This is a genomic window from Streptomyces chilikensis (assembly GCF_001642695.1).
Classification (GTDB): Bacteria; Actinomycetota; Actinomycetes; order Streptomycetales; family Streptomycetaceae; genus Streptomyces; species Streptomyces chilikensis.
On record NZ_LWCC02000071.1, the window covers coordinates 1 to 13874 of the forward strand.

General features: G+C 75.9%; 9 protein-coding genes. 4 read left to right on the forward strand and 5 right to left on the reverse strand.

Annotation, left to right across the window (positions count from 1 at the left end):
- Positions 1–11: 11 nt before the first annotated feature.
- From A2U95_RS22560 to A2U95_RS22575, 4 genes are all read left to right on the forward strand, one after another.
- Positions 12–5102 carry a WD40 domain-containing protein gene (locus tag A2U95_RS22560; RefSeq protein WP_240957663.1) on the forward strand — a complete coding sequence of 1697 codons (5091 nt, stop codon included), beginning with the start codon at positions 12–14 and terminating at the stop codon, positions 5100–5102.
- An 88-nt stretch (positions 5103–5190) separates the two neighbouring features.
- Positions 5191–6138 (forward strand): hypothetical protein, encoded by a 948-nt coding sequence (locus tag A2U95_RS22565; protein ID WP_166026143.1) that lies wholly within the window; start codon positions 5191–5193, stop codon positions 6136–6138.
- Positions 6139–6160: 22 nt separating this feature from the next.
- Positions 6161–6823, forward strand: coding sequence for a hypothetical protein (locus A2U95_RS22570; protein ID WP_166026145.1), 663 nt, complete (start codon positions 6161–6163; stop codon positions 6821–6823).
- Complete coding sequence (locus A2U95_RS22575; RefSeq protein ID WP_240957666.1) at positions 6807–7721, forward strand: inositol monophosphatase family protein; 915 nt, start codon at positions 6807–6809, stop codon at positions 7719–7721. Before A2U95_RS22570 ends, A2U95_RS22575 begins: the two co-directional genes overlap by 17 nt.
- A 20-nt stretch (positions 7722–7741) precedes the next feature.
- On the opposite strand, the gene A2U95_RS22580 is transcribed toward A2U95_RS22575, so the two are convergent.
- From A2U95_RS22580 to A2U95_RS22600, 5 genes are all read right to left on the reverse strand, one after another.
- Positions 7742–8920 carry an ArsB/NhaD family transporter gene (locus A2U95_RS22580; protein WP_338104480.1) on the reverse strand — a complete coding sequence of 393 codons (1179 nt, stop codon included), beginning with the start codon at positions 8918–8920 and terminating at the stop codon, positions 7742–7744.
- 216 nt (positions 8921–9136) lie between these two features.
- Positions 9137–10129, reverse strand: a complete 993-nt coding sequence (holA, locus tag A2U95_RS22585; protein WP_206283022.1) for a DNA polymerase III subunit delta — start codon at positions 10127–10129, stop codon at positions 9137–9139.
- 107 nt (positions 10130–10236) lie between these two features.
- Positions 10237–10482 (reverse strand): hypothetical protein, encoded by a 246-nt coding sequence (locus A2U95_RS22590; RefSeq protein ID WP_166026149.1) that lies wholly within the window; start codon positions 10480–10482, stop codon positions 10237–10239.
- Between the two features lie 50 nt (positions 10483–10532).
- Positions 10533–11414 (reverse strand): YceI family protein, encoded by an 882-nt coding sequence (locus A2U95_RS22595; protein WP_166026151.1) that lies wholly within the window; start codon positions 11412–11414, stop codon positions 10533–10535.
- A gap of 155 nt (positions 11415–11569) precedes the next feature.
- On the reverse strand, positions 11570–13834 hold the full coding sequence (locus A2U95_RS22600; protein ID WP_166026159.1) for a ComEC/Rec2 family competence protein: 2265 nt from the start codon (positions 13832–13834) through the stop codon (positions 11570–11572).
- Between the last annotated feature and the right edge of the window lie 40 nt (positions 13835–13874).

Sequence of the window (13874 nt, forward strand, 5' to 3'; positions counted from 1 at the left end):
ATCTCGTCGAGTTGAGGGACGCGGGGGCTCCCGATCCGGACCTGCTGGTGGTCTCCGGGGACCTCACCGCCTCCGGTTCGCCCCGCGAGTGCGAGCAGGCGCTGACCTTCCTCACCGGCCTGCGGTCCCAGCTGAACCTGCCGCCCGCGCAGGTGGCCGTCGTGCCCGGCGCCCAGGACGTCAGCCAGGCCGCCTGCCGCGCCTACTTCCTGTCCTGCGAGGCGGACGAGACCGCACCGCAGAAGCCGTACTGGGAGAAGTGGCGGCACTTCTCCCAGCGGATCTTCGACCCGCTCTACCAGGGCCTCGACGTGGTCTTCGCCCCCGACCAGCCGTGGACCCTGTTCCCCGTGCCGGAACTGCGGACCGTGGTCGCCGGCTTCAACTCCTCCATGGCCTGGAGCCACCGCCCCGACGAGCAGTACGGCCAGGTGGGCCGCGACCAGGCCGCCTGGTTCTCCACGACCCTGCGCGACTACGAGCGGCGCGGCTGGTTCCGGCTCGGGGTGATCCGTCACCCGCTCACCCGGCCCGAGGGCCGCGGCAGCGAGCGCGGCCCCGGCCGGCTGCGCGACGCGGACGACTTCCTGCGCCTCGCCGCGCCCCGCCTCAACATGCTCCTGCACGGCCCGTCCGGCCCGCCCCGCAGTCCCCGCACCACGCCCGGGTACGGCACGTCGGCCGACGGCCTGCCCCTGCTCGGGGCCTCGGCGCCCGGCGCGTTCCAGCTGCTGGAGATCACCCGGGAGGGAGTCCGGCGCTGGCACGACGTCCGGGAGACGGAACCGGCCCGGTTCACGCCCGGCTGGCACCGGGTGGACGGCGTGTTCGGCACGCCGGAGCCCGAGCCCGACGAGGAGGAGCGGGCGGCGCCGGCGCCGGCGGACACCTTCGCCACCCGCGTCCTGGAGATCTGCCGGGTCCGCCGGCCCGGCGCCCGCTTCCGGGAGATCACCAACGTCCGGCCGGACGACCTCACCCAGTACATGGCGACCTGGGAGGAGGACGGCGTGGTCCGGCAGAGCCGCGTCGCCGTCCATCCCGGGACGCCCGCCCTGCCGGAGATCGCGCGGTTCGCCGAGCAGATCCTCCAGGCGGGCCACGACACCGCGGAGTGCGTCCTGGTCCACGCGGGCGACGCGCCGCCGCCGGAGGTCGCCGAGCGCGCTCCGCGCTTCCTGCGCATCCGCAGCTTCATCGAGTTCCAGGGCCTCATCGACCTGCGCGCCTACGTCCGCGACCAGCAGGCCCACCTGGCCGGCCACGCCTCCTACCCGCCCGGCCTCTACCTGCGGCAGCGCTACCGGGAGATCACCCGCGGCGAGGGGGAGATCCACGAGGACCTGCTGACCGACCTGCTGGACGCCCTCGACTCCGACCAGGGCCGCTTCCTGCTCCTGCTCGGGGACTTCGGGCACGGGAAGACCTTCGCCCTGCGCGAGCTGGCCCGCCGGATGCCGGAGCACTCGCCGCACCTGGTGCCGGTCCTCGTCCCGCTGAACACCTTCGACCGGGCGCACAGCCTGCTGGGGCTGGTCACCGCCCACCTGGCCGGCCACGGCGTCACCCGCATCGACACCCGCGCCCTGCGGTACATGATCCGCGAGGGCCGCATCGTGCTCCTCTTCGACGGCTTCGACGAGCTCGTCAACCGGGTCAGCTACGAGCGCGCCGCCGACCACCTGGAGGTGCTGCTCTCCGCCGCGGAGCACAAGGCCAAGATCGTGGTCACCAGCCGCACCCAGCACTTCAAGTCCGACGAGCAGGTCTTCACGGCGCTCGGCGAGCGGCTGGGCGTCCTGCCCCAGCGGCGGCTGCTGGACATCGTGGGCTTCCGCCCGACCCAGATCCGCGAGTACCTGAGCCGCAGCTACGGCGACGACGCCCGCGCCGGGCAGCGCTACCGGCTGCTGGAGGCCGTTCCCGACCTGCTCGACCTGTGCCAGAACCCCCGGCTGCTGTCCTTCGTCGCCCGGCTCGGCGACCAGCACCTGCAGGCGGTCGCCGGAGCGGGCAGGGCCCTGAGCCCGGCGGCGCTGTACCAGGAGGTCTTCACCTCCTGGCTGCGCTTCGAGGAGGCCCGGGCGGCCGGCGGGCCCGGCGCCGCGCCCGGCCTCACCCTCGACGACCTGTGGACGGCGGTGACCGCCCTGGCGGAGCGGCTGTGGGAGAGCGGACGCCAGGTGCTGCGTCTGGCCGAGCTCACGGAGACCGCCGGCAACGCCCTGGAGGGCCTGGGACTGACCCACATGACCCGCCCCGAGCAGGTCCACTCGATAGCGTCGGGCAGCCTGCTGATCCGCACGCCCGACGGCCAGTTCCAGTTCATCCACCACTCGGTGGTGGAGTGGCTGCTGGCCCGGCGGGCCGCGCTGGACCTGGCGGAGGACTCGGACCGGCTGCTGCGGGTGCGGGCGCTGTCGGCGCTGACCGTGGAGTTCTTCTGCGACCTGGTGGACCTGGAGCGCTGCGAGGCCTGGCTGAACCGCACGCTGCAGGAGCCGGACGCCCACCCGGTCGCCCGGCTCAACGCGGTGAAGATCAGCGAACGGCTGCGCGTCCCCTCCGGCACCAACCTCCGCGGCGCCCGGCTGGCCGGGGAGAACCTGTCCCACCGCGACTTCTCCGGCGTCGACTTCACCGGCGCCGACCTGCGCGACGCCACCCTGGTCGGAACCGACCTCACCGGCGCCGTCCTCACCGGCGCCTGCTTCGTCGGGGCGCGCCTGGAGGGCGCCGGCCTGCGCGACGCCGACCTGCGGGGCGCGGACCTGTCCCGGGCCCGTCTGGTCCGCGCGGACCTGCGCGGCGCCCGGCTGGCCGGCAGCCGCTGGAACCGCGCCGCCCTGGTCGACCCGCGCCTGGACGACGCCCAGGCGGCCGCCCCGGAGCTCTCGGTCGCCGCCGTCGCCCCCGGCATGCCGGTCCTGCTCGGCTTCCCGCCCGCCCGGGTCGGCGTCCCCTTCGGCTTCGGGGACCGGCAGGCCCGGCTGCCGGAACCGGTCGCCTACAGCCTCGGCGGCGAACTCTTCGCCATCGGCACCGAGGACGGCGGGGTGCTGATCTGCGGCGCCGACGACGGGCAGGCGGTGCGCACCCTGCAGGGGCACCAGGGACGCGTCTACGCGGTCAAGTTCGCGCCCGGCGTGCTGGCCGGCGGCGGCGCCGACGGCACGGTCTGCCTGTGGGACCCGGTGAGCGGGGAGCTGCGGCACCGGCTGGACGTGCACCCCGACGGCGTGTGGCCGGTGACCCTGGACCCCACCGGGCACCGCGCGGCGACCGGGGATCCGGAGGGCGCCGTCACCGTGTGGGACGTCCGCGACGGCTCGGTCGTCCACCGGCTCCCCGGCCACACCGCCCCCGTGTACACGGCCGTCTTCAGCCCCGACGGCCGCTTCCTGCTCACCGGTGACAACGCGGCCGAGCTGCGGGTCTGGGACCTCGCCAGGGGCACCTGCGCCGGTGAGCTCCCCGGCCACCGGGGGGCCGTGTACCGGATCGCCTTCGGGCCGGACGGCTCACTGTTCGCGACCGCCGACGCGGCGGGCGCCGTCCGGGTCTGGCGGACCGACGGCTTCCGGCTCCTGCACGAGTTCACCGGCCACGCCGGCCGCGTGTACACGCTCTCCTGGCACCCCGGCGGGACGCTGCTGGCCAGCGGCAGCACCGAGGGCGAGGTGCGCCTGTGGGACGCCGGGGTGGGCACCGCCGTCAGGCTGCTGGACCTGCTGCCGGAGGCCGTCTACCAGGTGCGGTTCAGCGAGGACGGGGCCTTCCTCGCGGCCTGCGACGCCGGCGGTTCGGTACGGCTGTGGACGGTCCGCGAGGGAACCCGCGGACCGGAGGTGACCGAGCATCCGCGCCGCCCCGACCCGCACCGGGGCACCGCCTGGGCGGTCGCCTTCCGTCCCGCCCCCCGGTTCCCGGTCCGCCCGGACGACGGCCTGCCGGCGCCCCCGGGACGGCCTGCGGCGCAGCTGCTGTCGGTGGGCAGCGACGGCGGCGCGCGGGTGTGGGACGCCGAGGCGGGCGAGGGCCGGCACATCCTCCGCGGCCACGGGCGCAGCATCACCTCGGTCAGCTTCTCCTCCGACGGCCGGCACCTGGCGGCCGCGGCCAAGGACGGCTCGGTCGGGGTGTGGGAGGCCCGCACCGGGCGGCGGCTGCAGTACCTGGTCGGGCAGGGCGACCGGCTGGTGTCGGCGGTGTTCGCCCCCGGCGCGGGCACCCTCGCCACCCCCAGCAACGACGGGTCCGTCCACCTGTGGAGCGCGGACACCGGCGAGTACCTGCGGGAGTTCGACGCCCAGACCCAGCACATCTGGGCGGCCGCCTTCAGCCCCGACGGCGGTCGGCTGGCCACCGCGAACGACGACGACTCGGTGCGCGTCTGGTCCCGGGCCACGGGAGCGCTGCAGGCCGAACTCGTCGGGCACCGCGGCCGGGTGCGCTCCATCGCCTTCCACCCGGCCGGGCGGCGCGTCGCCACCGGCAGCGACGACGGGCTGGTCCGCCTGTGGGACACGGCCACCGGCGCGCTCGTCGAGGAACTGCGCGGACACGCCAACCGGATCTACGGCGTGGCCTTCGACGCCGCCGGCCGGCTCACCAGCGTGAGCTGGGACGGGCGGGCCGTCGTCTGGGAGGACGGGCAGCCGCTGCGCACGCTCGAACCCGGCGGACGGCTCTGGGCGGTCGCCGCGCACCCCCACCGGCCGCTGCTCGCGACGGGCGGCGACGACCGGGTCATCACCCTGTGGGACACCGCCACCGGCTCGGTCGCCGCGCGGCTCACCGGCTCCACCGGCCGGGTGCTCTCCCTCGGTTTCCGTCCCGACGGCGAGGAGCTGGCGAGCGGCGGCGAGGACGGGGCGACCCGGCTGTGGAGCGTGCCCGGGGACGCGCCGCCGCGGGCGCGCGGTCTGCTGCTCGGCCTGCGGGAGGGGTGGGCGGCGCTCACCCCGGCGGGCCGCTACAAGTACGAGGGCGAGGTCGACGGCCAGTTCTGGCACGTCGTCGGCATGACCCGGTTCGCCCCCGGGGAGCTCGACCCGTACCTGCCCGAGGTCCGCCGGATGACCCTGGGGGAGCCGCTGTGACAGCCGCCCGTCGCGCCGGCCCGCCGGCCGCGGTCCCCGCACCCGCCGCACCCGCACGCGCGCCCCGGTCCGCCCGAGGAGGTTCCGCATGAGCGCCCGCCGCCGTCCCGGACGGCTGGAACACCTGGTCGCCTGGGGGCTGAAGAACGCGGACGTCCTCGCCGCCGTCCTGGTCGCGCTGGTCGTCGCCGTGCTGGAGATCTTCGGCGACTCGCTGCCGGAGGACGTCACCTCCGGGGCGATCCTCTCCGTGCTGTGCCTGCTGGCCGTCTCCCACACCGTGGAGCGCGTCCGGCAGCCGGCCGCCGTCAAGGAGGCGCTGGCGGGGACCGAGCGGGCGCTGCACGACATCGCGATGATCCGCAGCCTGCACGGCGGCGAGGTCGGCCAGGCCCTGGAGCAGGCGCGGCGCGAGACCACCCGGTGGCAGTTCAAGGGCGGCACCGGCACCTACCTGCGGGCGGTGACCCTGCCCGAGCTGCTCCGGGCCACCCGCCTGCGGCGGTTCCGGCTCACCGTCGCCGTGGAGATCATCGACCCCCGTGAGGAACGGGTCTGCGCCCAGTACGCCCACTTCCGGCAGACCTTCGCCCGCCGCGACGCGGAGCCGTGGACCACCGACCGCACCCGCAAGGAGGCCTACGCCACCGTCCTGGCGGCGTACTACTACCGCTCGCGGTTCCGGCAGACGCTGGACATCGGCGTCCACCTGTCCGCCGCCGTGCCCACCCTGCGCTTCGACCTGTCCGACCGCTGCCTGGTCATCACCCAGGACGACGACCGGCGGGAGAACTTCCTGGTCGACCAGGGCAAACCGCTGTACCTGTACTACGAGACGGAACTGCTCGAGAGCCGCCGCCACGCCACCCCCGTCGACCTGTCGCCGGAGGTGCCGCTCTCCGAGGAGCCGACCGTCGACGAGGTGCGGAACCTCTTCGAGGAGCTGGGGATGCCGCTTCCGGTGACGTACACGGATCCGGACGTGGCGGAGATCGCCGTGAAGGCCCTGAACGCGCCGGACCCGTACGGGAGGTGAGACGTCCGCCCCGGGCGCAGTCATGACCGCCAGGATGTTCGAGACGCTGGAGCGCGCGCTGCTGGCCGGCGCGCCCGCCGACCGCGTCGGCGCCCATGCCCGGTCCCTGCTGGAGGAGGTGGTGAGCGCCGGAGGAATCCCGCGCGCCGTGCGGCACCCGCTGGGCTTCCTCTGCCTGCCCGTGCTGCGGGAGGGCGACCGCGGCGTCTGCGTCCACCTCTTCGAGGAGGGCGACGCCGCCGAACCGGGCGTCGACCCGCACCATTCGCACAGCTGGGACCTGCTCAGCCACGTGCTGTACGGGGCGGTGTCCAACCTGCCGGTGGAGGTCGGCGACGATCCCGTCCGGCCCACCCACCGCGTCTACGAGGTGATCAGCGGCCCGGACGGCACCGACGAGATCCGGCCCACGCCCCGCCGGGTCCGCCGCCGGGCCGGTGAGCCGGTGGTGTTCTCCCGCGGACAGACGTACACGCTGCCCGCGGGCCTGTTCCACGCCTCCGGCGCGCCGCGGGGACCGGCCGCCACCCTGGTGCTGGGGCGCACCCGGCCCGGGGGGCGGGACCTGTCGCTGGGGCCGCTGGAGGGCAGGCCCCGCCGCACCGTGCGCGCCCTCTGCGACGAGCGGGAGACGGTGCTCGGCGCCCGTTCGGCCCTCAGGAGGATGCATGATGAGCCCGACTGACGCCCACGGCTTCCAGGCCCCCGGTTCCCAGGGCCGCGGCTCCCAGGGCCGCGGCTCCCGAGGCCCCGGCTTCCGGGCTCACGGCGGTCCGTACGCGCACGAGTTGCGGGCGGCCGTGAGCGCGGCGGAGCACGCCGGTTCGCTGCTGACCGGGTCCTTCGCCCGGGCCCGCACCCTGCGCCACAAGGGCGCCGGCGCGGACGTGGCGCTCGACCTGGACCTCCTGGCGGAGGAGGCGATCCTCGGGCGGCTGCGGAGCGCGTTCCCCGGCGACCGGTTCCTGTCGGAGGAGGCCGGCCTGCTGGACGGGAACGGCGACCGGACCTGGCTGATCGACCCGCTGGACGGCAGCAACAACGTGGCCATCGGGCTGCCCGCCTACGCGGTCGGCATCGGCCTGGTCACCGGGGGGCGGCCGGTGCTGGGCGTGGTCCACGAGCCGGTCACCGGCTCCACCTGGCACGCCGTCACCGGGCGGGGCGCGCACGGGGCGGCGGGTCCCCTGCCCGGTCCCAGCAGCCGGCTGCCCGCCTCCGGCCCGGTGGTGGCGTGGACCCAGGGCTACTCCGTCGGCCGGTCGCATCCCGCCGCGAGCTGCCTGCTGGGCACGCTGGAGCGGCTCTCCTGGCGGGTGCTGCAGCTGTGGGCGCCGCTGCTGGCCTGGACGATGCTGGCCCGTGGCGTCATCGACGGCTTCGTCGGCTTCGAGGCCGAGGGCATCGACCTGCCCGCCGGGGCGCTGCTGGCGGCGGAGGCCGGGGTGGAGCTGCGCACGCTGTCCGGGGGGCGTTTCGAGCCCGGGTACGCCGGGCCCGCCTCCGCCCGCAGTTTCGTGGCGGGGCGGGGCGAGACCCTGGAGGCCCTGCTGGGCGTGGCGCGCGCGGTGGGCCCGCGCTGAGCCGGCCGTCGGCGGGGCGGTCAGGCGGCCAGGTGCAGGGCGAGCGTCGACGCCGTGACGGCGGTCACCGCGAGTCCCAGGCCGGCCAGGGCGAAGGGCCCCTTGGGGACGTGCACGCCGGCGGCCCGGCAGCGGTCGAACCAGATCAGGGTGGCCAGTGAGGCGAACGTGGTCACCAGCGGGCCCACGTTGACCCCGATCAGCAGGGCCAGCAGCTGCCGGTGGTTGCCGGCCGGGATCGCCGCCTCGCCGGCCAGGTAGGCGGGCAGGTTGTTGATCACGTTGGAGAGCCCCGCTCCGGCGGCCGCCGCGCGCAGCATCCCGCCGAGTCCGTCGTCGGTGCCGGTCAGCGCGCCCAGCAGCCGGTCGAGGCCGAGCGAGGACAGCCAGGTCACCACGAGCAGCATGCCCGGCACGAGCGCCAGCAGCCGCCAGGGGACCAGCTGCCGCCAGGATGCGCGCAGCCGGTCCCGGCCGCGCGCCGCGAACACGGCCAGCGACACCAGGGCGGCTCCCCACGAGGCGGCCCACAGGGGGACGTCCCAGAGCAGGATCAGCAGCAGGAAGCCCGCGCAGGCGGCCGCGCAGACGCCGAACAGCCAGGGGTCGGCGATCCGCGGCGGGGCGGGCGGGAGGTAGGCGGCCTCGCCGCGGCGGCCCCGGCGCCAGTACAGCACCCACAGGAAGACCATGGTGACCAGGATCGAGACGGCCTGCGGCGCCCACATCACCCCGGCCATCTCGAGCGGTTCCAGGGTCACCCGGTCGGCGGCGAGCAGGTTGGTGAGGTTGGAGACCGGGAAGAGCAGGCTCGCCGTGTTGGCCAGCCAGACGGTCGTCATGGCCAGCGGCACCGCCGCGATGCCGACCCGGTGGGCCAGCGCCAGCATCACGGGCGTGAGCAGGACGGCGGTGGTGTCCAGGTTGAGCGCGATGGTGGTGAACGAGCAGAGCAGGACGCACAGCACGAAGAGCACGGGGTAGCTGCCCCGTCCGAGCCGGGCCATCCAGGTCGCCGCCACGTCGAACACCTGCGCCTGGCCCGCGAGTTCGGCGAGGACGACGGCGGCGAAGAGGAACGCGACCAGCGGCACGACGCGCTCGGTCACGTCGCCGGCCGCCTGCTGCGGGAGGAGCCCGGTGGCCCACAGGAGGACGCCGGCGAACAGCAGCGCCAGGGCCAGTCCGTCGAGCGACAGGACGCGGGCACGGAGCCGGCTCTTCCCCGAAGTGCCCGGCTCCCGGAGGAGGGCGGGGCGGGAGGGGGGGACGGAGTCCCCGTCGGCGCCGGTCCTGGTGCCGGTCTCCCCCCGTCGGTCCCGCCCGTCTGCTGCCACGCGAACATGCTAGGTCGCGGCCGTGCCCCCAACAAGGCGCGGCCCTCTTGGCGGAGGCCCCGTGGGGCGCCGGACCCGTCAGCCCCTGGCGCCGCGGGAGCGGGCGGCGCGGGCGATGGTGACGACGGCCTTCTCCAGGGCGTACTCGGGGTCGTCGCCGGCGCCCTTGACCGCGCCGTCCGCCTCGGCGACGGCGCGCAGGGCGGCCGAGACGCCGTCCTCGCTCCAGCCGCGCATCTGCTGGCGCACCCGGTCGATCTTCCACGGCGGCATGCCCAGCTCGCGCGCCAGGTCCGCCGGGCGTCCGCCGCGCGCGGAGAGCAGCTTGCCGATGGCCCGCACGCCCTGGGCCAGCGCGCTGGTGATCAGCACCGGCGCGACGCCCGTGGACAGGGACCACCGCAGCGCCTCCAGCGCCTCGGCGGTCCTGCCCTCGACGGCCCGGTCGGCCACGGTGAAGCTGGACGCCTCGGCCCGGCCGGTGTAATAGCGGCCCACGACCTCCTCGTCGACGGTGCCGTCGACGTCGGCGACGAGCTGGGAGACGGCGGAGGCCAGTTCCCGCAGGTCGCTGCCGAGGGCGTCGACCAGCGCCTGGCAGGCCTCGGAGGTGGCGGACCGCCCGGCGGCGCGGAACTCGCCCCGGACGAAGGCCAGCCGGTCGGCCGGCTTGGCCATCTTCGGGCAGGCGACCTCGCGGGCCCCCGCCTTGCGGGCCGCGTCCAGCAGCCCCTTGCCCTTGGCGCCGCCCGCGTGGACCAGCACCAGGGTGATCTCCTCGGCGGGCGAGGAGATGTACGCCTTGACGTCCTTGACCGTGTCCGCGGAGAGGTCCTGCGCGTTGCGGACCACCACGACCTTGCGCTCGGCGAAGAGCGAGGGGCTGGTCAGCTCGGCGAGGGTCCCCGGCTGCAACTGGTCCGGGGTGAGGTCGCGGACGTCGGTGTCCGCGTCGGCGGCGCGGGCGGCGGCGATCACCTCCCGCACGGCGCGGTCGAGGAGCAGATCCTCCTGGCCCACGGCCAGGGTGACCGGTGCGAGAAGGTCGTCTTGAGCTGTTTTCCTGGCCATCCGCCCCAGCATCCCATGCGCCGCCGACAGCCCCGGCGGCCGGCCGCCGGGGTCCGCCGGCCGGCGGGCCGACGGGCCCGCGGACCGGCCGGCCGACCGGCCGCAGGTCAGGGTTCCTCGCGCCAGCCGTCCCACTCGGCGGCGAACTCGTCGAGGGCCGCCGGGTCCAGCGCCTCGTCCTCGTCGGCCAGCACGACCAGCCACTGGGCGTCCTCGGCGTCGTCCTCCCCGGCGAGCGCGTCCCGCACGATCCGCGGTTCCTCGTCCACGCCGAACCGCTCCCCGAGCGCCTCGGCGGCCTCCTCCGCGGCCTCGCGGTCGGGCAGCACCAGTACGTGTCTCACATCGTTCACGCGGACATTTTGCGGCACGCCCCGCCGGGTCCCGGTCCCGCCCCCGCCCCTCAGCCCTGGGGGACGACCTGCACGTCCAGGCCGATCCGGATGCTGGGGCCGACCACCGCGATGCCGCGGGCCACCATGGCCTTCCAGCTGACCGTGAAGTCGTCGCGGTGCAGCTCGGCGGTGGCCCGGCAGGCGACGCGGGTCTCGCCCTCCAGGCCGGTGCCCACCCCCAGGTACTGGGTGTCGAGGGTGACGGTGCGGGTGACGCCGTGCAGCGAGAGACCGCCGCTCACGTGCCAGCGGTCGCCGCCCCGGTGCGTGAAGCGGTCGCCGTAGAACTCCAGCGTCGGATAGGTGGCGACGTCCAGGAAGTCGGCGGAGCGCAGGTGGTCGTCGCGCATCCGGACGTTGGTGTTGATGGAGGTCGCGTCGATCACCACGTGCATCGCCGACCGTTCCATGCTCTCGCCGACCCGCAGCACGCCGGCGAAGTTGTCGAACCTGCCGTGCACCCGCGCCAGGCCGATGTGGCGGGCGGTGAAGCCGACGGTCGTGTGGCTCGGGTCGATCTCCCAGTCACCGGGGGGCGGAAGCTCCGCGGGCGGGGCCGGCCGCAGCCGGATGTCGCCCGCGGAGGCCAGTTCGCCCTCGGGCACCTGGACCGTCGACCGGTGGGGCAGGAAGCCGTCGGCGGCCACCGCGACGGTGTACTCGCCGGGCGGAACCGTGGCGAGGAAGCCTCCGAAGGGGTCGGTGCCGCCGCCCATCGCCTTGCGCCCGTGCGCGTCGGTCAGCGTGAACTCCGCGTACGGGGCGACCTCGTCGACCGGGTCGAGCACCCGGCCGGCCACGACACCGGCCCCGGTGGGTATGCGCAGCGCGGACAGGGGCCCCCCGCCCGCCGTCGTGTTCCTCCTGCTACCCAACCAGCGGCCGATCATGAACGGTGACACCTCTGTGCGTGATTGCTGCCCGACAGCAGCATTCGATCACTCCTGATGCTTTCTGAGCAAAATTGTGCGTGCCGTGAAGATTGCGCAGAAAAATCAGGTGTGTCGGCACACGTGACGTCCTGATCGCCGACCACGGCCCGGGGTCACCCCGGCCCGGCCGCGGCGGCCCGGAGCGCTCCCTTCCCGCCGACGACGGCCAGCGCTCCGTCCCGGTCGGTCCGCAGCACCAGCGCCCCGAGGGCCCGCAGGGCCGCCACGGTGGTCGGGGCGGGATGCCCGTAGGGGTTGTCCCGGCCGCAGCTGATCAGGGCCAGGCGCGGCGCCAGACGGCGCGTCAGGCCCGGATCCTGGTGGGCGGATCCGTGGTGGGCGACCTTCAGGACGTCCACGCCGCCGAGCCCGGAGAGGAGGGGCGAGGCGGCGAGCGCGCGCTGGGCGGGGGGTTCGAGGTCGCCGAGCAGCAGCAGCCGCAGGCCCGCGGTCCGCACCAGCAGGGTGACGCTGGCGTCGTTCGCGGTGAGCGCCCCGGGGCCCGCCGTCGAGGCATCGACGGCGGCGGGCCACACCACGCGCCAGCGCACCCGGCCCGTGAGCCGTTCCTGGCCCGCGACGGCCCGGGTGACCGGGACCGCCGCCCGGGCGGCGGTGCGGTGCACGAACTCCGCCTGGTCGAGGGGGTCCGGAAGTCCGGTCACGGCGATCTCCGCCACCGGGCGTCCCCTCAGCACACCCGGCAGTCCCGCCACGTGGTCGGCGTGGAAATGGGTGAGCACCACCAGCGGCACCCGCCGCACGCCGAGCGACCGCAGGCACCGGTCGACCGGGCCGGGGTCGGGTCCCGTGTCGACCACCACCGCCGTGCCGGGCCCGGCGTTCAGCACCAGCGCGTCGCCCTGCCCGACGTCGCAGACCACCATCCGCCAGTCGGGCGGCGGCCAGCCGGTGACCAGCCGGGTCACCTGCGGCGGACGCAGCACCGCGACCGCCAGCAGCAGCCCGAGGCCCGCGCACAGCAGCGGTCGTCCGGGCAGCCGGCGCAGGACGGGCAGCACGGCCAGGGTGACGGCGGCGAGCAGCGCGGCCCCGCCCCACCCCTTCGGCCAGTCCACCCCGGCCCCCGGCAGTCCCGCGCCGGCCTTCGCCACGTCCACCACCCACCCGGCGGGCCACCCCGCGCACCGGGCCAGCACCCGGGCCACGGGCATCGCCACCGGCGCGGTGAGCAGTGCCGCGAAGCCGAGGACGGTGGCGGGGGCGATCGCGAACTCGGTGAGCAGGTTGCACGGGATCGCGACCAGACTGACCCGCCCGGAGAACACCACGACGACCGGCGCGCACACCGCCTGCGCCGCGGCGGCCGCGCCGAGCGCCTCGGCCAGCCGGGGCGGCACCCGGCGACGGCGCAGCGCCTCGCTCCAGCGCGGTGCCAGCAGCAGGAGCGAGCCGGTGGCCAGCACGGAGAGCAGGAAGCCCAGGCTGCGGGCGAGCCACGGGTCGTACAGCACCAGCAGCAGCACGGCGGCCGCCAGCGCCGGCACCATCGCCCGCCGCCGTCCGGTGGCCAGCGCGATCAGCACCACCGTCCCGCAGGCGGCGGCCCGCAGCACGCTGGGATCGGGCCTGCAGACGACGACGAAGCCGAGGGTGAGCGCGCCGCCGAGGACGGCCGTGGTCCGCAGGGTGAGGCCGAGGCGCGGCGCGAGTCCGCGCCGCTCGGCGCGCTGGGCGAGGCCGGGCGGCCCGAGCAGCAGGGCCAGCAGGATCGTCAGGTTGGAGCCGCTGACGGCGAGGATGTGGGCGAGGTCGGTCTCCTGGAAGGCGTGGTCGAGTTCCGGGGTGATGCGGGAGGTGTCGCCGACCACCAGGCCCGGCAGCAGCGCCCGGGCGTCGGGTTCCAGCCCGTCGGTGGCCTCCCGCAGCCCCGCCCGCAGCCGTCCGGCGGTCCGCTGGGCGCCGGTGGGGCCGGCGGCCACGCGGGGCGCGCGGCCGCCGCTCGCCTTCAGCACCGCCGCGAAGCGGTCGCCGCCGGAACGGGCGGGCGCCAGGCGGCCGGTGACGGTGAGCCGGGTGGACGGCAGCAGGGCGAGCCAGCGGGCACGGGCGTCCCCGGGGTCGGCCAGCAGCAGCACCGGGGTGCGCAGGGCGGTCCCTCCCGCCGGCCCGTCCAGGCGGCGGACCTCCGCGTCCACCAGGACGGTGGGCGGCATGGAGCGGTTGCCGGTCACCCGGGGGCGGGCGAGCCGGGGGTCGGAGGTGAGCCGCACCTCGGCCGTCACGGTGGCCTCTCGGGCGGCGAGGGCGGGAACGGGTCCGCTGCGCAGCTGTGCGCCGTGCAGTCCGGCGGAGGCGGCGGCCCCCGCCGCGCAGAGCAGCACCGCGGCGGCGGTGGTCCGCGGCCCGGCCCGCAGCGCGGCGGCCGCGGTCCGCGGCCCGGACCGGGTCGCGGAC

Excerpts from the sequence above, each read along its gene's own strand:
- A2U95_RS22570 (WP_166026145.1), top strand. The coding sequence starts at position 6,161 with ATGACCGCCAGGATGTTCGAGACGCTGGAGCGCGCGCTGCTGGCCGGC.
- holA (WP_206283022.1), bottom strand. The coding sequence starts at position 10,129 with ATGGCCAGGAAAACAGCTCAAGACGACCTTCTCGCACCGGTCACCCTG.
- A2U95_RS22575 (WP_240957666.1), top strand. The coding sequence starts at position 6,807 with ATGATGAGCCCGACTGACGCCCACGGCTTCCAGGCCCCCGGTTCCCAG.
- A2U95_RS22565 (WP_166026143.1), top strand. The coding sequence starts at position 5,191 with ATGAGCGCCCGCCGCCGTCCCGGACGGCTGGAACACCTGGTCGCCTGG.
- A2U95_RS22595 (WP_166026151.1), bottom strand. The coding sequence starts at position 11,414 with ATGATCGGCCGCTGGTTGGGTAGCAGGAGGAACACGACGGCGGGCGGG.